19 protein-coding genes are annotated in these 17,258 nt (G+C 66.8%); all 19 read right to left on the bottom strand.

What is annotated here, in order from left to right; all coding sequences use genetic code 11:
• Positions 1 to 20 precede the first annotated feature (20 nt).
• A complete protein-coding gene (locus K6V06_RS12885; protein ID WP_222243958.1) occupies positions 21 to 1,682 on the bottom strand; it encodes a hypothetical protein in 1,662 nt (553 codons plus the stop codon).
• A 20-nt stretch (positions 1,683 to 1,702) separates the two neighbouring features.
• Complete coding sequence (locus K6V06_RS12880; protein WP_222243956.1) at positions 1,703 to 2,221, bottom strand: hypothetical protein; 519 nt, start codon at positions 2,219 to 2,221, stop codon at positions 1,703 to 1,705.
• Positions 2,218 to 2,868: a hypothetical protein gene (locus tag K6V06_RS12875; RefSeq protein WP_222243954.1), complete on the bottom strand. Its 651-nt coding sequence runs from the start codon at positions 2,866 to 2,868 to the stop codon at positions 2,218 to 2,220. Before K6V06_RS12875 ends, K6V06_RS12880 begins: the two co-directional genes overlap by 4 nt.
• A gap of 160 nt (positions 2,869 to 3,028) precedes the next feature.
• A complete protein-coding gene (locus tag K6V06_RS12870) occupies positions 3,029 to 3,424 on the bottom strand; it encodes a hypothetical protein (RefSeq protein WP_222243952.1) in 396 nt (131 codons plus the stop codon).
• Between the two features lie 121 nt (positions 3,425 to 3,545).
• Entirely contained in the window at positions 3,546 to 3,797 is a 252-nt protein-coding gene (locus tag K6V06_RS12865; RefSeq protein ID WP_222243949.1) for an EscE/YscE/SsaE family type III secretion system needle protein co-chaperone, read from the bottom strand.
• The gene (gene sctD / locus K6V06_RS12860; RefSeq protein ID WP_222243947.1) at positions 3,797 to 5,020 is read right to left on the bottom strand and encodes a type III secretion system inner membrane ring subunit SctD; all 1,224 of its coding nucleotides are present in this window, start codon (positions 5,018 to 5,020) and stop codon (positions 3,797 to 3,799) included. The genes K6V06_RS12865 and sctD overlap by 1 nt, the downstream gene beginning before the upstream one ends.
• A gap of 7 nt (positions 5,021 to 5,027) precedes the next feature.
• Entirely contained in the window at positions 5,028 to 6,539 is a 1,512-nt protein-coding gene (locus tag K6V06_RS12855) for an EscC/YscC/HrcC family type III secretion system outer membrane ring protein (protein WP_222243945.1), read from the bottom strand.
• Positions 6,536 to 7,066 carry a hypothetical protein gene (locus K6V06_RS12850; protein ID WP_222243943.1) on the bottom strand — a complete coding sequence of 177 codons (531 nt, stop codon included), beginning with the start codon at positions 7,064 to 7,066 and terminating at the stop codon, positions 6,536 to 6,538. Before K6V06_RS12850 ends, K6V06_RS12855 begins: the two co-directional genes overlap by 4 nt.
• The gene (locus K6V06_RS20875) at positions 7,066 to 8,403 is read right to left on the bottom strand and encodes a lytic transglycosylase domain-containing protein (RefSeq protein ID WP_370637461.1); all 1,338 of its coding nucleotides are present in this window, start codon (positions 8,401 to 8,403) and stop codon (positions 7,066 to 7,068) included. Before K6V06_RS20875 ends, K6V06_RS12850 begins: the two co-directional genes overlap by 1 nt.
• 50 nt (positions 8,404 to 8,453) lie before the next feature.
• Positions 8,454 to 9,683, bottom strand: a complete 1,230-nt coding sequence (locus K6V06_RS12840) for an EscU/YscU/HrcU family type III secretion system export apparatus switch protein (protein ID WP_222243941.1) — start codon at positions 9,681 to 9,683, stop codon at positions 8,454 to 8,456.
• A complete protein-coding gene (sctT, locus tag K6V06_RS12835) occupies positions 9,680 to 10,459 on the bottom strand; it encodes a type III secretion system export apparatus subunit SctT (RefSeq protein WP_222243939.1) in 780 nt (259 codons plus the stop codon). The genes K6V06_RS12840 and sctT overlap by 4 nt, the downstream gene beginning before the upstream one ends.
• Positions 10,459 to 10,728, bottom strand: coding sequence for a type III secretion system export apparatus subunit SctS (gene sctS, locus K6V06_RS12830; RefSeq protein ID WP_222243937.1), 270 nt, complete (start codon positions 10,726 to 10,728; stop codon positions 10,459 to 10,461). The genes sctT and sctS overlap by 1 nt, the downstream gene beginning before the upstream one ends.
• The gene (sctR, locus tag K6V06_RS12825) at positions 10,725 to 11,375 is read right to left on the bottom strand and encodes a type III secretion system export apparatus subunit SctR (RefSeq protein ID WP_222243936.1); all 651 of its coding nucleotides are present in this window, start codon (positions 11,373 to 11,375) and stop codon (positions 10,725 to 10,727) included. The genes sctS and sctR overlap by 4 nt, the downstream gene beginning before the upstream one ends.
• A gap of 168 nt (positions 11,376 to 11,543) precedes the next feature.
• The gene (gene sctQ, locus K6V06_RS12820) at positions 11,544 to 12,770 is read right to left on the bottom strand and encodes a type III secretion system cytoplasmic ring protein SctQ (protein WP_222243935.1); all 1,227 of its coding nucleotides are present in this window, start codon (positions 12,768 to 12,770) and stop codon (positions 11,544 to 11,546) included.
• Positions 12,757 to 13,323, bottom strand: coding sequence for a hypothetical protein (locus K6V06_RS12815; protein ID WP_222243934.1), 567 nt, complete (start codon positions 13,321 to 13,323; stop codon positions 12,757 to 12,759). Before K6V06_RS12815 ends, sctQ begins: the two co-directional genes overlap by 14 nt.
• Positions 13,320 to 13,724, bottom strand: coding sequence for a hypothetical protein (locus K6V06_RS12810; RefSeq protein ID WP_222243933.1), 405 nt, complete (start codon positions 13,722 to 13,724; stop codon positions 13,320 to 13,322). Before K6V06_RS12810 ends, K6V06_RS12815 begins: the two co-directional genes overlap by 4 nt.
• On the bottom strand, positions 13,724 to 15,040 hold the full coding sequence (sctN, locus tag K6V06_RS12805) for a type III secretion system ATPase SctN (protein ID WP_370637465.1): 1,317 nt from the start codon (positions 15,038 to 15,040) through the stop codon (positions 13,724 to 13,726). The genes K6V06_RS12810 and sctN overlap by 1 nt, the downstream gene beginning before the upstream one ends.
• Positions 15,033 to 17,081 carry an EscV/YscV/HrcV family type III secretion system export apparatus protein gene (locus tag K6V06_RS12800; protein WP_222243931.1) on the bottom strand — a complete coding sequence of 683 codons (2,049 nt, stop codon included), beginning with the start codon at positions 17,079 to 17,081 and terminating at the stop codon, positions 15,033 to 15,035. The genes sctN and K6V06_RS12800 overlap by 8 nt, the downstream gene beginning before the upstream one ends.
• Entirely contained in the window at positions 17,078 to 17,257 is a 180-nt protein-coding gene (locus K6V06_RS12795; protein WP_222243930.1) for a hypothetical protein, read from the bottom strand. Before K6V06_RS12795 ends, K6V06_RS12800 begins: the two co-directional genes overlap by 4 nt.
• Between the last annotated feature and the right edge of the window lies 1 nt (position 17,258).

Below are 17,258 nucleotides of genomic sequence, written 5' to 3'. Positions count from 1 at the left end.
GCCATCCAATAGTTGGCGTACTACGCCAGATTTCCCGCTATCTGGACCGCAACGTCCTTGCTTTCCCGAATCGCGGCCGAAATGTCCTTCGTTTGACGGACATACTCTTCATTCATCTGCTCCATCGCCCTGGTTTTCTCCCGCACCCGTCGGTCGATGCTGTTCAACTGGAAGCTCAGCGCCAGGATCTGCGTGTTCAGCAGGTCGATCTCGGCCTTGATGTCGGCGCCCTGCAGGCGCAGTACGCCGCCGACATACATGTTCCCGGCGGTCTGGACCACACTGACCGCGGCGATCGGGAGCTGAAGCAGCCTGGCGTGATGCAGGGTCGCGCTCAAGACCTGCGACTGGATCGATTTGGAGAACTCCTTCAGGAACTGCCTCGAGATACGCTCCGCGCTTCCTGGCGGCAGCTTCTGCATCGCCTCGACAGACGACTTCAACGCCTTCTCCACCATCGTCTCGACCGCGTCGCTGTTGAACGCCTTGGCAAAGACGCGCAGCACCCTGTCGCTCGCCGGGAATCGCGATACCGCCTTCGCAAGCGATTCCTGGCACTCGGCCGCCACTTCCTTCACCGTCGCCTTCATCAGTTCCGTGGCGAAAGTGCGCTGCTGCTCTGCCGCCGTCTGCAATGCCGTCCGCGCCGCATCGGACAAGCCCGGTTTCAGTGCATTGGCCGCAAGCTGATCCGCCTTCTGAAACGCCCTGACCAGCGTATTGCCCAGCGAGCTCGACTGCCCGCCTCCGGCACTGGGCATTCCCAGCAGCCGCGTCGCCGCGCCGTTGATCGCCTTCTGCCCTCCCTGATAGATCGATCGAATCGACACGATGCTGGTCAATGCCGCCGCGCCGCTGAACGCCAGTTCGGCGTACCCGAGATTGGCGATATGCTTCTCCAACCCCTTCGCCGAGTCGGGGTTCGCCATCTGGATGACTTCCAGCGTGGTGCGGGCCATCCCCAGCAAACCCGCGGTGATATCGAAGACACCGCCATACTGTCCGCACGCGCACTTGAACGCCCCGCCGACAACCTGCGCGGCGGCGAAGACATAAGAGAGCGTGACAGAGAAGATCTGCCCTTTCGTCGCTTTCTTGTTCAGTTCTTCCTGCTTCTTCGCCTGCTCCAGCTCCTTGCGCAGCTTCTCCTCGACCGCCGCCTGCTGGGTCTCGGTCAGATACCGCAAGTTGTCCATGCCGGCCTTCATCATGGCGGCCATGAACTTGGTGTTCTCGCTATGCAGGCCGAGAAGGACTGCCTCGCTATTGAGCAGACTGCCGTAGAAGCGCTCCAGCGACTCCGTCAGCCTGCCCAGCTCCTTCAGGCCGGGCAGGTCGGGGCGCGCCTCGCCCTCCGCACCCCCGGCGCCAGCTTCTCCCTCCCCGCCGTCGGTCCCGGTGCCGGCAGATCCGCCTTCGCCGCGCACCACTGCGCCGGCTGCCTGACAGGCGCCCGCCAGCAGCGCGGCAACATCTCGCCATGCCTCCTCTGCCAGCTCCCGGTCCACCTCCTCGATGGCGCCGGGCGGCGGGCTCAGCCACTCCGGGTCCGCCTCCACCACGTTGACCGCCTCGCTCACCTTCGGCGCCGCAACCCGCGCGATGAAGGCGGCCGACGCCCGCTCCAGCGCATCGATATCCCCTACTGCCGGATGGGCGGCAACCGCGGCGCCCGCCACCACCCCCGCTATGTCCCTTCCATTCACTCCCGCTCTCCTTGTTCCAGCATGGCCAGGGACTGCAGCGCCTGGGCGTGCAACTCCCGGTACTCCTCGAGCCCCTTGCTTGCCTTGGCCGCTGCCCGGTACGACGCCATCGCCCGTCCCACATCGCCCTCGATCTGGAAGCTCACGCCAACCAGGTACCAGGGCCGGGGGTCGGTCAGCCGCCTCGTCACCGCCCTCGACAGACAGAAGATGGCCTCGTCGTGCCGGCGCAGCTTCTGCAGGCAGATGCCGAGCGACAGCGTGTAGTCGAACGACAACGGATCGATCGCGGTCAGCGCAAAGAAGATCTGCCTCGCTTCCTCGTGCTTGCGCTCCCGAAACAGCCGGCAGCCATACGAGTACAGGACTTCGAGCCGAACGCCGTCGATGCCGAGCAATTGCCGCAGCGATCCTCCGCAAGCCAGCAAATGCTCGGACACCGTGGCTGGATCATCCGCTGCGTCCGGCGGCACGGTATCTGCCTGCGCGAGCGCCGCATCCGCCTTGGCAATCATGCAAGGGTCTGGGCAACGCCCTTCTTGTACTTGCTCTGTCCATCGACGTAGCTGGACACCATCTGCTGGATGATCTGCACGAAGCCCACCGCCACCTGGACCAGCTGCATGAATTCACTGCTCATGTTGGTATGCTTGGTCCGCAGCTGATCGACGGCACTGATCACGTTCTCCATTTCGTCCAGCGAGAACTTGTGCTTCGAGAACTCCTCGAAGTCCTTGAACTTGTCGCTGACGGCGACGCCCCCGATGCGGCTGTTGTTCGTCCACAGCAACTCGCTCAGCGCCGGTGTCAACGTAATGGTCTGCGGGTTGTCCTTGGTATTGAGCGGGCGCAGCCGCTGAAGCTCGTTCTGCGCGATGCTCTTGAGCTCGTCGCAAAGCCGCGCCATCTCGTTGTTGACGCGCTGGTCGTCCATGCGGCCAGCCAGATCGAGACGGTTGAACTCCATCTGCTGCAGCAGCGACAACACGATCGCCGCGTCAGTGCCCATCGCCCCCAGTTGTTCCCGCGTCTTGCGCTCGGGGGTGGCCGTTCTGGCCGCGGACATCTGCACCGCCGCTGGGTCCTTGGTGCCGCTCGGCGGCGGCCAGCTCATCCCCGATCCATCCTCGATGACCATTGCTCCGAATGCGCTACCTGGCATATCCACTCCATCTCTCTATCGCTTCCGCTGCGCTCCCCGCAGATCGGACCGTTCAACAATCACCCCTCGGCACATCCAGCCGGTGCCATTGGGGTGCTCCTTACGAAAGGGGTCAATGCTCCCCGCCTCTCACCTGATGCCTCTGTCTCGATGCCGACGCTCAGGCAAACCGTCGCGGCTTCGCCTGGCGCCGTGGGACCGACGGCCTGGCGGCATCGGACGCGTCCTCCGCCTGCCCCTGCCGCCCCCCCGCGCCCCCGCGCAGCCGCTCCATCTCCCGCCGATCCTGCTGGGAACGCAGGTTCAATTCCTTGATCACCGCATCCAGCCGCTGCAGCAGCGCATGCAGCGCCTGTTCCTCGCTGCGATGCGAGGCCAGGTAGGCTTCCAGCGCCATCACTTTCTCCGCCGCGTTCGGGTCGCGCGCGGCGCGCGCGTACAGCTCGTCGACCTGTTGCTGGATGCGCTCCCAGTCGGCCATTTCCTTCTGGATCGTCACGCGCAGCCTGCCGAGGTTGTCCCATGCCTCCTTCCACGCCTGCTCGATGTCTTCCATTTGGATTTCCTTCTTGTCGTTCATTCCTTGAACCACACTCTATGGCGGCACCCATCTTGAATCTATTGAAAAATCCGCTCGTCTAAATAAATTGGCGCCGATATCGCCTAGCGGCGCGATATCAATCAGCCCGGCAGTCCGCGGCCTTGCGCGCGCGGCGCCAGGCCTTGTCGATGGTGGCCTTGCCGGCCACGCAGGCATCGCGCAGCGCCGTGAGCTCGGCGAAGACATCGGTCGGTTGCGGGCGTGCGAGCTCCGCCTCGATCTGCCGGAGCGCGCGCTGCAATTGCGTCTTCAAGCGCTTGCGCACCGTGCCGTCCGTGTCGCGCGCAAGCTGTGCTTCGATGCTCGTCGGGTATTGGATTGCGTCCATCACAGCTCCAGAGGCAGATGCATCAGTTCGCCCTCGCGCTCGAGGTCGATGCCGTTGCGATCCAGATGCACGATCACGTGCCCGCCCGGCAGCCGGCTTCCGGCTTTCAGCCGGGTACCATTGGCGAGGTCGAGAAAGGTCATCTCCCCGCTGCCACCGAAGCTGACGATCGGCGACGGGAAGATGCCGGCCTGAAAGGCACGGGTCGGGATGTTCTGGAAGATGGTGCGCGGCGCTTCCGGATTGGCCTGGGCGAATGCGGCGGTGACCGAGGACAGCAGCCGTCTGCCGCCCTCGTCCAGCACGCCCGTAATCAGGATCAAGCCCTTCTCGCGTGCGACGCTGAGGCGCCCGATCAGGCCGGCATCGCGCAACCGGTCGATCAGCGCGCGCACGCTGGCGCCGATCGGGTCCTCCACCGTCCACCCCTGCAGGCCCCGCAACTCCGACAGCATGGCAACCGCCCGCCGCCAGCGTGCGTCGGCGTGAATGGTTCCCTGAATGGCCACCGTGCCAATGGTGTCGCCGGAGCGCACCTTCGCCTGCGCAAATCCGTTCATGGTCAGGACGGCCTGCACGTTGCGCACGAGTTCGTCCTGGCACTGGGTGTTGTCGCGATACGGCACGGCGTGCTCGCGCAGCGATTCGAGCAGGACGCGGCGCGAGCCGGAGTCGCGGCAGCTCCCGGACAGCTCCAGCATGCCGTCACGCTGCGCATTCACCTGGACCCCTTCCGCGCGCGCCCGCCGCTTCCAGTCGTCAAGCCAGTCAGCTGCCGCGACCGCCTCCACTGGCGGCTGCACGGCGCCATAGATCCAGATGCCCGCGCCAACGCTCCCGGCGGCGAGCAACACCAGCGCGCCGTAGCGCAGCGAAGCCGAGCGTGGTGTACCCTCGGCCCGCACCCGGCGGGGCACGGTCGCATCGGGCATCGGCCGGTCGCCTTCGCCCACCATCACGGCGAGCCCGCCAATATCGAGCACCTGGCCAAACGGCAGAGGCGCCTCCCCGAGGGGTTCTGGCTTGCCGTCGACCCAGCAGGGCGCCGCGGTGCGCAGGCGTACCCCGTCCGCCGCCGTGGTGAGCGTAGCCGTGGCGCCGCCTTCGAGCGTGGCCGACAAGTCGGGATCGTCGCCGCCGATGACGAAGTCGCCTTCGGGCAGTTTCAGACGGCGCCCGGCGAGGGGCCCGTTGAGAATCTTGATCTGATAACGGTGTTTCATATCCGCGTCACTGGATGGCATGCGGTTCGGCCTTGATCAGGAACAACCGCACGACGCTGAGGTTTTCGCGGGTGTTGTTGCGGAACAGCCCGCCTACCAGCGGAAGGCTGCTCAGGAAGGGAACGCGGCGTTCGCCGCTGCGCTCCTTTTCCTCGACGAAGCCGCCGAGCAGCAGGCTCTGGCCGGGCTTGAGAATTGCCTGGGTGGCGATGCCGGAGTTGCGGACCTGCGGCAGCTGCTCGATGTTGTTGGCCGGCGCTTCCTGCCGTCCGTCCTGGATATCGAGGGTCAGCATGACTTCCTGCTGGCCGTGCAGGTCGATCAGGCGGGGCGTCACCCGCAGCAGGGAGCCGGCCGACACGGAAGCCAGCTCGGCCACCTTGTTGCCCTGCAGCTTGGTGTAGAAGGTGATGTTGCGGTCGAGCACCGCCTGCACGTTGTTCAGCGTGACCACCGAGGGGCGCGACAACACCTTCGCCCTCGAGTTCTGCTCCAGCGCGTTGATGCGGACAAAGAAGTCGGCGGTGTTGCTCAGCACGGTCGAGAAGGTGCCGTCCGCATTGACGTTGCCGCCGTTGTTGAAGCCAATGCGCGCCTTGCCCACGCCGATGCTGCCGCCGAAGTCGAGGCCGAGCTCGCGCATGTCGCCCGCGTCGACATCGATGATCGCCACCGAGATCTCGATCTGCCGTGGGCGCTGGTCCAGCTGCTTGACCAGCTCGGCGTACAGCGGCATGTTGGCCTTGCGATCGCGCACGATCACCGCGTTGTTGCGGGCATCGGCGGAGAAGGTGGGCTGGCTCGTCGCGGGCGGCGCGACCTGCCCGCTGCCGGTCTGCGGCGCGACGGCACGATTGCGCACCATCTCGCGCAGCTCGGTCACCACGCCGGGGATCACCACCTGCTGGTCGCGATAGGTGTAGTTGCCGTCCACCGCCGACGCATAGCGCAGCGGGAATACCTGCACCACCTCCTGGTTCTGCGTCTGGTTCAGCGTCTTGTCGTCCAGGTCCTTGGCCAGCTTCGTGACGCGCTGGACGCAGATCGGCACGCCGAACACCTCGATCGCGTTGAAATTGTTGACCGGCCGCACCGCACACGAGCCGCCCCGGAACACCCCGGCGTCCCGCAACGCCTGCGACAGCTCGTGTGCGTCAAGATACGAGGTCGTCAGCACCTCGTTCGATACCTGGCTCGCCTTGTAGACGTACAGCACCCGCCCATCGAAATACCACGCCAGGTTGTAGAGCTGCGCCAGCTGGTCCAGCAGCTTGTCCGGCTGCCTGCCTGCCAGCGTGCCGACGAAGGTGTCGTTGACTTCCGGGCTGACGATGACCGGCACGCCGAAGCTCGCGCCAAGATCGCGCAACAGGGCGCCAAGCTTCATGCCTCTGGAGGACACGGAGAATTCGCTGGCGCTGGCGCCGAATGGCACGCCGGCCGCTGTCGCCACCCCCGCCACCGGCAACATCAGGATCGCGGTCGCTATCGTCAACAGGCCGCGCTGCAAGTCTTTCATATCAGTTTTCCAATTACCTGACCTGGGCCGCCTGCATCGGATGCCGCGCTTTCCGCAAGGCGGCGTGCCATGCCAAGCTGCAGGATCAGGCCCTCCTCCAGCGTTCTGGCGTCGATGCCGTGCGCGTACCGATGCCACAGCAGCCAACCGCCTGCATCGCATTGCAAGCCGTCGTCCCGCGCGCCAGGCGTTGCCGCGAGCGACAGCGTTACCTCGTTGAGCCAGTCCGGCTCGGGCGCCTCGGCGATATCCAGCACGACGCCAACGCAGAGGCCGCCTTCCAGCTGGGTCGCCTTCGCGCGCACGCCCGCCACTTCGATGCTTGCCACTCCCCGCCCCGCGTCGATCAGCGCGACACTGGGGCATTCGAGCAGCTTGCGCAGCCATGAGCCGGGGCCCCTGGAGCGTGTGCGCGGCGGCATGGTCATGGCGTTATCCTCGGCGGGCGACGGGCTTGCCGGAATCGGGCGAGGACCTGAAAGACGGTGCCCACCCGCGCTCCAGATGCCGTACATCGACTCGGTCATCACACTGGACGAGCGGACCCGCCCGACCCCAGGCGGCCATCGGATCGTTCCCGTTCGCCGGGCCAGGCCGCCCCCCTGCCACCATCGGGTCGCTCGAAGCCGTCGGTATCCCGGTCCGCTACCGGCAGCGGCCGTTGCCCGTCAGCCTCACCTACCCCGTCCGCCGCCGGGCGCCGCGAGCCCGAGGTCAGCATGGCGCCGATCCAGCCCGATACGGTGTGCAGGGCACGCACCGCCTCGCGCGAAGCAGCAGGCGGCCCCGACGCAAGCTGTCGCTCGGCAGCCCGCTTCGTCGGCGCTGGCGCGGCCATGGCTCCAGCGGCGTTGGTCACGGTCGCCGGCTCCGCGGCGCGACCGGACGAGGCCATGCCGAGATGGCCCAGCACCTTGGTCACGTAGCCCTGCGTTTCCGCATACGGGGGAATGCGGCGGCCGTGGCGCTCGACCGCACCCTCGCCCGCGTTGTAGGCGGCCAGCGTCAGCGCCAGGTCGTCGTCGAAGCGGTCCAGCAGCCAGCGTAGATAGCGGGTACCGGCATTGACGTTCTCGCGCGGGTCGCGCAGGTCCGCCGCGCCGAAACGCTTGCCGGTGGTCGGCATCACCTGCATCAGTCCCATCGCGCCCTTGGGCGAGCGCGCCTGGGGCTGGAAATTGGACTCGACCTTGATCACCGCCCGAACCAGATGCGGCGCGACCCGATGCCGGGCGGCGACCTCCTCGATCAGCTCGTCATAGGCGGACGCGAGCGCCGGGCCGATCGACGCTGCGGCAGGCATCAGCTCGGCATGCCGGGGACGCCCCCCGCCTCCCCCGGACGCCTCGCCTTCTCCGTGCCGTCCGGCCGCATCGCGCGCTGCTGCCCGCGGGGGACGCGCCTGCGGCATCTCGACCGTCGGCTCCAGGCTATCGAGGCCTACCAGCCGGCTGGTCTGCGCGCCCATCACCCGGGCCGCATGCATCGCCAGCGTGCTGACGGCGAGCCGCTCGGCCTGGTCGTGCCGCGCGCGGTCGGATGCTTCCTCGGCGGCGGGGGAACGGGCATGCGGTCCTGCACCGGCGCTCCCCTCCTCGCCCCCTTCGCGTGCCGCAAGGGCTTGCGCTTCGCGCTCGGCCCTGCTGGCGGCACCCCAGATGGCGGCATCCTCGCCGTTCGCACGGTGGCCGTCCGGGCCCTGCGCTCCGTTCCCGGCCGCGTCGGACCTGCTGGAGCCGGCCGGCGTCGCCTTGATGACGGCCGGGCGCGCGCTCCCGGAGTAGTAGACGCCGACCTGCCGGCCCGAGTAATGCGCGCCGTCCTCCGTCGCTTCCGTGCCGAATCCCGTCGATGACACCAGCATCGATATCGTTGCGATAACCGTTCTTTTCACGCAGACGCTCTCCGTCAAGTTCACGCCGGGCCTGCCCGGCTTCGTCCCACCCCGGCATCCGGGTCGCTGCTCCTGTCTCCCGGCGGGGGCGCCTCGGGATCGGGGTTCTGCTCCTCCTCCGTGCGTTCGTCCCCTGCCTCCCCGGCCGCTTCCTCGGCCTCCTCCTCGCCGTCCTCCTCGTCGGCGATGTCCTCCTCGTCGTCAGCCGACCTGTCGGCACCGATCTCGCTGACCAGGTGCAACACTTCCGCGACCGGCTCGAACAGCTCGGCCGGAATGAAGTCGCCAATCTCCGTGGTTGCATTGAGGCGCCGCGCGAGGTACACCGCCTCCACGATTGGCACGCCCGCCTCCTCGGCGATGGCGATCAACTGCCTGGCCCTGGCGTCCGTTCCTTTCTCGATGACCTGGGGCAGCGGTGTTTCGCCCGCCACGAAATAGAGGCATACCGCGACATGGGTCGGATTGCGCACCACCGCCGTGGACCGGCGGACATTGGCGTTCATGCTTCCGCTCTGCAGCTCCCGATGGAGCTCCTTGCGCTTGTGGCGGACATGCGGGTCGCCCTCCGTGTTCTTGTACTCCTTGATGATCTCGTCCCGGCTCATCATCAGCTGCTTGGTCAAGGACCGCTTCTGATAAGCGAGGTCGGCAATGGCAAAGAGCACATAGAACAGCACCAGGATCCCCCACAGGATGCCGATCACCACGCCGGTCACCCGCAGTCCGCACTCGATGCCGCAAAGCGGCAGGAACTGGAAAGCGTTCAGATGCTGCTTGAGCAGCAGATAGAAGGTGATCGCCAGGATCGACACCTTCAGCAGGGACTTGCCGAACTCGAACAGCGAGCGCATCGAGAAGAGCTGCTTCGCATTCTTCAGCGGACTGATGCGCTCGCCCTTCGGCTGGATGAACTTCGGCGCGAACAGCGGGCCGATATGCGTGACGATCGCGGTGACCGTCCCCAGCAGCAGCATCAGCGCCATCGGCGCCAGCAGATTCAGCGCCAGTCCGATGGTGGCGTCCATGATCTGATCCATCGCCACCCGCAACGGCAGCGTCAGGCTGGCAATGCTGACCTCGATCATGATCTGGAAGGCGTCGATCATGTCCTCGGCGCGCCACCAGAAGTACCCCAGCAGCATGGCGAGCTGGACGCCGGTCGCCACTTCCATGCTCTTGGCGATCTGCCCCTGCTCGCGCGCATCGCGAACCTTCTTGGGAGTGGGCTTCTCTGTCTTCTCGCTCATCGCAGCAGCCTCAGCAGGTCGTGGGCGATCGCGGGGTAAGCGGCGAATCGGTCCGAGAACGCGCCGAGCGCGAACGGCATGCCGACCGCGAGAACGAACAGCGCCAGCGCGCTCTTGATCGGCATGGCGATGAAGAAGACGTTCAGTTGCTGCGCGGAGCGATTGACCAGGCCAAGCGCCGCATCCACCAGCACCATGACGACGATGGAGGGCAAGGCGAAGCCGATTGCCAGTTGCAGCATCAGCTGCCACTGATGCGCGATAAAGGACGGCAGCGCGCTTCCCAGCTGCCACCCCTCCAGCATCGGCACGCTGCGGTACGATTCGTACAGCGCCGTCAGCATCGCGTTGAAGCCGCCGGTCGCCAGGAACAGCACCGCAATGACTTGCGTGAACACCACGCCGAACACCGACGACTGCTCTTCCAGCAGCGGATTCAGTACCGAAGCCATCGACGAGCCGCGCACGGTGTCGATGATGGTGCTGGCCACATCGATCGCCCAGAACGGCACGCTGGCGCAGAATCCCATCAGCAGGCCGATCGTCATCTCCTGCAGCACCAGCATGACCCATCCGGTGACGCTCAGGGCTTCCAGCGCGGCGCCGTGATCGAGATGCATCGGCAGTGCCGGCAGGGCCATCACCAGCACCACCGCATTGCGGATCAGCACGCCGCCGAGCGAGCGCGCCGAGAACATCGGCATCAGCACCAGCATGCCGAAGGGGCGCAGCATCACGAGCCCGAGCAGTGGAACGAAGTGGTGCCAGCCTTCCACTATTTCCCCATCGAGGAGATCTGGCCGAACGTCAGGTTCGTGTAGCCGAGCAAGGTAGCGCCCATCCAGTGATAGGTTGCGACCAGGGTGATGCAGACGGCGATCAGCTTGATCAGGAACTGAATGGTCTGATCCTGGACCTGCGTGAGCGCCTGCACCAGGCTCACCAGTACGCCCACCAGGGAAGCAACCACCACCACCGGCAGGGACAGGATCAGCACCAGCCACAGCAGATTGGACGCGAGCTGCGCAATGATCTCGTTGCTCATAGGTAGGACTGGATCAGTTGACCGAGCAGCTTTTCCCAGCCGCCCACGAGGACGAAGACCAGCAGCTTGATCGGCAAGGAAATGGTGACCGGCGACACCATCATCATCCCCATCGCCAGCAGCACGTTGGAGACGATCAGGTCGATGGCGACGAAGGGCAGGTAGAGAAGCAGGCCGATCTTGAAGGCCTCGATCAGCTCGCTGACCGTGAAGGCGGGTATCAGCACCACCAGCGAATCGGCCGGGATGCGGCTGCGATAGGGCTCGGGCCACATCTTCTCGCCGATGTCCATGAAAAAGCGGACCTGCTGCGCGCTGGTCTTGCCCTGGATGAACTGCCGATAGGGATCCAGCACGCTGGTCTCGACCTGTTCGAAGACGTTCTCGGATTCCAGCTTCACCGGGTTCGCCTTCAGGTTGTCGCTGATGGCCAGTCCCACGGGCGCCATGATGAACAGCGTCAGGACCAGCGACAGCCCGTAGATCGCCATGTTGGGCGGGATCTGCTGGATACCGAGCGCGTTGCGCAGTGTCGACAGCACGATCGATATCTTCAGGAACGCAGTGCCCATCACCACGAACAGCGGCAACAGCGACAGTGCGAGCAGCAGCAGGATGAGCTGCAGGGGTTGATTGGCAATCGACATGGTCATATCCCGTTGATGCCAATCATTCTCGGTAGCCGGCAGCGATGCCGGCATCCGGCAAACGCCTGAAAACGGTAGGTCATGCGTGCGCACGGTCCCGTGGCGACGTGGGCGGGCGGAAGACCAGGCTGCCGCCCGCGGCCCGGACCCAGGACATGGCGGTTCGCATCACTCGATGCGCATCACGAGCTTGTCGCCCACGCGCAGCAGGGCGCCATGCGCCACCGCATGGCCGGACACCGTCAGGGTCACGCGCCCGTGGCTGGCATGCGCGAGTTCGAGCACCTGGCCTCGATGCAGCCCGCGCAGCGTATCGAGCGACAGCGGCAACCGGGCCACTTCCGCTACCGCGGTCAGCACGATGCTGTCATCGGTCAACCCCTCGCCTTCCAGTTCCACCATGCCGGGCCCATCCATCGTCGTCTCCTCGTCCAATCTGTCCTCCACGCACCAGGTGCCATCGGCAACGCGCAGTCGTGCAACCGTGCGCCCCGCCACCAGCCAGGCGTGGCCAAGTTCCACGCGTACTCCTCGCTCCAGCACCACGCCGTCACCCGGGCGCAGCTCCCGCAGCTGGCGGCGCGTCAGCCGCACCCATCCGGCCGCCAGCGCAACCGGCAAGGGCGGCAATTCGAGCGGGGCGAGCGGGACGTCCAGCTTCCCCGCCAGTGCAGCCACCCAGGAAGCCGGCCAGTCCAGCAAGCGCAGCTCCATGACGGCATCCGCACGGCGCAGCGTCAGCGTCGGTGCGGTAGTGCGCGGGATACTCCCTGCCTCCGCGTCGACGAAGGCCGGCGCTGGCACCGCGGCCTGCTCGGCGTGGCGCTGCAATGGCAGCAATGTCCACTGGCCGAGCAGGGGCAGCAGGTCTGGCGGAATCTGCTGCGGCCGCTGCACCGTCAGCCTGGGTGCGATCCATTCGCACCAGGCATGCGCGTCGACCCATGCCCGGGCTCGCTGCTCGCCCACCAGCACGGACAGCACCAGGCCGTCTCCGCCGGCCGGCTTCAAGTCCAGCGAGATCTCGCAACGGCAGTCGCCATCCTCGTCCGGATCCTGATCGCCGTCGCCCTCTCCTCCGGGCACGAGCGGCGAGCCGTCCAGGTCATCGATGTCCATCTCGTCTTGCGACGGGTCCTCCCTGCTGCCCTCGTCAATGCCGTGGCCCTCGGGCAGCTGTCGCCATGCCGAGGGGTCCGCCGGCAGCTGGCGGTCGAAGGCCTCGTCGAGCCAGTCGTCGCCGAACACGCCGGACTCCCGGCGCTGCGGCCGCGCCTCGACCTCGCGCCGGCCTTGCCCGGCGTCCTCGCTGCGCCGCGCACTCGCGCTGGAACCGCCGGCGCCGATGGCTCGCGCCAGATCGAGTTCCTCCTCGCTCCATTCATCGAGCAGCATTGACAATCTCCAATCTGATGGCCTGCCCGGTCTCCCGGGCGACTTCCTCGACAAGCGCATCGCGGACCTGCTGCAGCGCGCGCTGCTGCCGCGCACTGGCGGCGCGAATCGTGACGACCACCTGCCCCGCGTGCAGCGCCGCCTGCAATTCCGTCCCCGCCCATGGGCCCTGGGTGAAGCGCAAGTGCATCGCCTCGCCCTCGCGGCGACTCTGGACGTTCCCGGCATCAGCAAGGGGCGCCTCGCCCGCGGCGCCGCCGACGGCCTCCGCACCGCGTCCTGTGCCTGCGGGGCTCGTCGCCATGGCGCCGCGCTGCATGCCAGGCGTCGCCGCTGCGCGCACCGCCAACCCCTGCCACATCGCCAGATTTCGCATTGCCCCCTCCACATTTCCTGCTGGGGCCGCCGCTGCCTCGTCGTCATCGCTGCGGGGTCGCTTGCGCCGCCGCAGCGCCGCGTCGAACTCGCCGGCCTGTCTGGCATCTGCCGCCTTGCGTTCCTCTCGACCGCCGTGACCGGGCCGTGGCGCCTTCGCTACCGCTGCTACCGTCATTTCCGTTCCCTCAACACCGCATCGAGCTTTTCCTGCCCGCGCTGGATCCGTTTCAACGCGGTGCGCTCATCCGCCGCGTCCCGCTCGTGCTCCGCGATCTGCTCTTCCAGCCGGATCAGGTCGGCCGATAGCTGCTGTTCGCGCTCGTACAATTCCGCATAACGGCGGCGCAGGCGATGAACGGTCCCCCGCTCGACCGCGTGCTCGCGCTGGTTCTCCGCACGCCACTGCCGGCGCAGCTCCACTTGCGCGCCCTGCTGCCGCGTCCGATCGCCGCGCCGCTCGTCGAGCTCGCGCTCCAGCCGCCGTATCCGGTGCCGCAAGGCGGTCTCCCGGCATCGCTTGATCGCCAGCAACTGGTCCAGTACCTGCACAGTGATGTCCCTGCTGCCCTTGGCCATCAGCCCTCCACCACCTGTTCCAGCCGCGCCAGCGTTTCCTCGTAGCGGGATCGCTCGCCCGTCCCCTGGCGCAGGAACGCCTCCAGGCCCGCGCGGCGATCCAGCGCGTCATCTGCCTCGGCATCGTTGCCGCGCTGGTACTCGCCAACGCGGACAAGCAGCTCGATCTCCCGGTACTGCGCCAGCAGCCGGCGTGCCTGGCCCGCCAGCTGCAGGTGGCGCTGGTCGGCAACCTGGTGCATGACGCGGCTCGTGCTGGCCGGCACGTCGATGGCTGGATAGTGGTTCTTCTCGGCGAGCGCGCGGGACAGCACGATATGGCCGTCCAGGATCGAGCGCACCTCGTCAGCGATGGGCTCGGTCATGTCGTCGCCTTCGACCAGCACGGTATAGATGCCGGTGATGCTGCCGCGCGCGGCGCAGCCCGCCCTCTCGAGCAACCTGGGCAAGCGCGCGAAAACGCTGGGCGGGAAGCTGCCGGCAGCGGGCCGCTCGCCAGCAGCGAGGCCAATCTCGCGGCCCGCCCTGGCGAACCGGGTGAGCGAATCGACCATCAACAGCACGTTCAAACCCTGGTCCCGGAAGTACTCGGCGATGGTCGTAGCGGTGTAGACCGCCTTCAGGCGCTCCAGCGCAGGGCGGTCCGACGTGGACACCACCACCACCGACCGTTGCCGGGCTTCGCTGCTCAGGGTCTGGTCCAGGAACTCGCGCACCTCCCTGCCCCGCTCCCCGACCAGCCCGAGCACGACGACATCGGCCAGGCTGCCATCGCAGATCATTCCCAGCAGCGTGCTCTTGCCGCCGCCGGCGGCCGCGAAGATGCCGACACGCTGCCCGCGCCCGCATGTCAGCATGCCGTCGATGGCGCGCACGCCCAGGGGCAGCGGTTCCACGATCAGCGAGCGCGTCAGCGGATCGGGGACCGCCGCCTCCAGCAGCCGGGTCTCGCAGTCGGGCGGTGCCTCGGGACCCTCCAGGCGACGGCCGAGTCCATCGACGATCGAGCCGACGAGGTGGGGCCCGACGGCAATTCGGTGCGCGGTTCCCAACGGCCGCACCAGCGCGCCGCATTGCATGCCTACCGGCTCCGAGAACGGCGACAGAAGGGCCACCTCCCGTTGCAACCCGACGACCTCTGCCTCCAGGCCGTCGCCGATCACGCACAGCTCGGCAAGCCCCGCATCCGGCAGGCTCGCCTTGAGCAGGGTCGGGCCGATCTCGATCACCCGACCGAAGCGTTCGGTCCCGTCATCGGAGGGCAGCCGGCCAATTCGGCGTCCCGCGAGTGCCGCGACACCGGCAACGTCAGGCATACGCATCGTCGTACTCTCCGATCAGGTCGATATTGCCCAGCACGTGCAGCTGCACATCGTCGCCAAGCTCCTGGAACGACAACACCGGCAACCGGAACAGCTCGCGCTCGAGGAACTTGCGCAGGAAGCGGCGCACGTCGATGGCGGTGACGATCGCCCCGTCGATGTCCTCGCGCCCCGCGATGGCGGCCTTGATCCGGCTCACGATGCGCTCGATCTGGTCCGCCTGCAGCGTGGAGTACGCACCCGCGGCGGTCTGGCGCACCGAGTCGCGAATCATGTTCTCGATGCCGTCCCCCACCAGCCAGACGTCGGCTTGCGCACCGCCGCTGGCATGGCGGCCGACAATCTGGCGCCGCAGCGACACGCGGACATACTCGGTCAGCATCACGGTCTCCTTCTCCTTCGGCGACCACTCGATCAGTGCCTCGAAGATGGTCCGCAGGTCGCGGATGGAAATGCCCTCCGCCACCAGCCGTTGCAGCACCTCGGAGATCTTGCTGATGGGAAGCTGGCGCTGCAGCTCCTTCACCAGCTCGCCATAGCGAGCCTCCATCGCGTCCATCAGGAAGCGCGTCTCCTGCACGCCGACGAACTCGTCCGCGAACCGGTCCACCGCCACACGGGTCATATAGGCGACCGCGGCACCGTCGCGCAGCAGACGCAAACCGGTCTGGGCGAGCGGCAATTCATGCTGCGCCGGAATCCACTGCAGGGTCAGACCGCCGAAGGGCAAGGTTTCGACTTGCGCCGCGAGCGGCATGCGGGGGCCCTGGCGGGGCAACAGCAGGTGGTTCTCGGGCATGGTGGCGCGCAGCACCGGCTCGCTGTAGAGCATGACGTTCACCGTGCCGGCCGGCAGCGCACCGTCCTTGCGAACGGGAATCGGCTGCAGGGGAATACCCAGGCGCTCGAAGATGTCCCAGCGCAGGCTCTCCAGGGCCGAGTGCAGGTCGGGCAAGGCCGCCATGTCGCCAGACACGCGCAGCACCAGCGGTTCGGCGCCGGGCGCCATCTGCGCCGCCTCTTCCTGGCCGGCCTCCTCACTCCCGGTGGCGGCCGTTCCAGCCTTGGCGCGGCGCTTCGCCTGCAGGCCAACCAGGCCCACCATCAGGCCCAGCGGCAGGAAAATCACCGCGGGGAAACCGGGGACCAGAGCGAACAGCACCATCACGCCGGAGGCGATCAGCAGCGCATTGGGTTGCCGGGAGAACTGGTTGGCCAGATCCTGCGCCAGGTTCTCGCGCTTCTCGCCCGGCACGCGGGTGACCACGATGCCTGCCGCGATCGAGATGATCAGCGCCGGAATCTGCGCGATCAGGCCGTCGCCGATCGACAGTACCGAATAGACCTCCAGCGCCTTGCCCACGCCCATGTCGTGCTGCATGGTGCCGACGGCGATGCCGCCGATGATATTGACCAGGATCACGATGATCCCGGCAATCGCATCGCCCTTGACGAACTTCATGGAGCCGTCCATGGCGCCGTACAGCTGGCTTTCCTTCTGTACCAGTTGCCGCTGACGCTTCGCCTCGTTGGCATCGATGGTTCCGGAGCGCAGGTCGCCATCGATGCTCATCTGCTTGCCGGGCATCGCGTCCAGCGAGAACCGCGCGCCGACTTCGGCGACCCGCTCCGCACCCTTGGTGATCACGATGAACTGCACCACCGTGATGATGGAGAACACGATGATGCCGACCGCCAGATTGCCGCCGACGACGAAGTTGCCGAACGCCGTGACGATCTCGCCCGCGTCGTGCTGCAGCAGGATCAGCCGGCTCGTACTCACCGTCAACGCGAGCCGGAACAGCGTGGTGATCAGCAGCAGCGACGGCAGCGCCGACAGATCCAGCGGATCCCGTACATAGATCGCTGTCATCAACAGCAGCAGCGACAGCGCGAGATTGATGGCGATCAGCAGGTCGACCAGTATGGTCGGCAGCGGCAGGATCATCATGAACACGGCCACCATCAAAATGATGGCCAGCACGACGTCCTGGCGGCCGCCGACGCCGTTGAGCCAGGTCGCAAGGCGCTTCATTCTGCTGCTCCTTGCCGGTGCGCGCCGGCGGCGCGCCGGCCTGTCGGGCGGCGCGCGATGCGCGGCATTGCCGCTATCGATCGAAGCAGCGGCGACAGCAGCGCGATGCAGCACAACAGCAGCGCAACGACCATGACCACCAGGGCCGCCCAAAACAGCAGGGGCAGCGCAAGCAAG

It is taken from the genome of Cupriavidus sp. AU9028 (genome assembly GCF_019795295.1).
GTDB lineage: Bacteria > Pseudomonadota > Gammaproteobacteria > Burkholderiales > Burkholderiaceae > Cupriavidus.
This window is presented reverse-complemented; position numbering and strand designations above follow the sequence as displayed.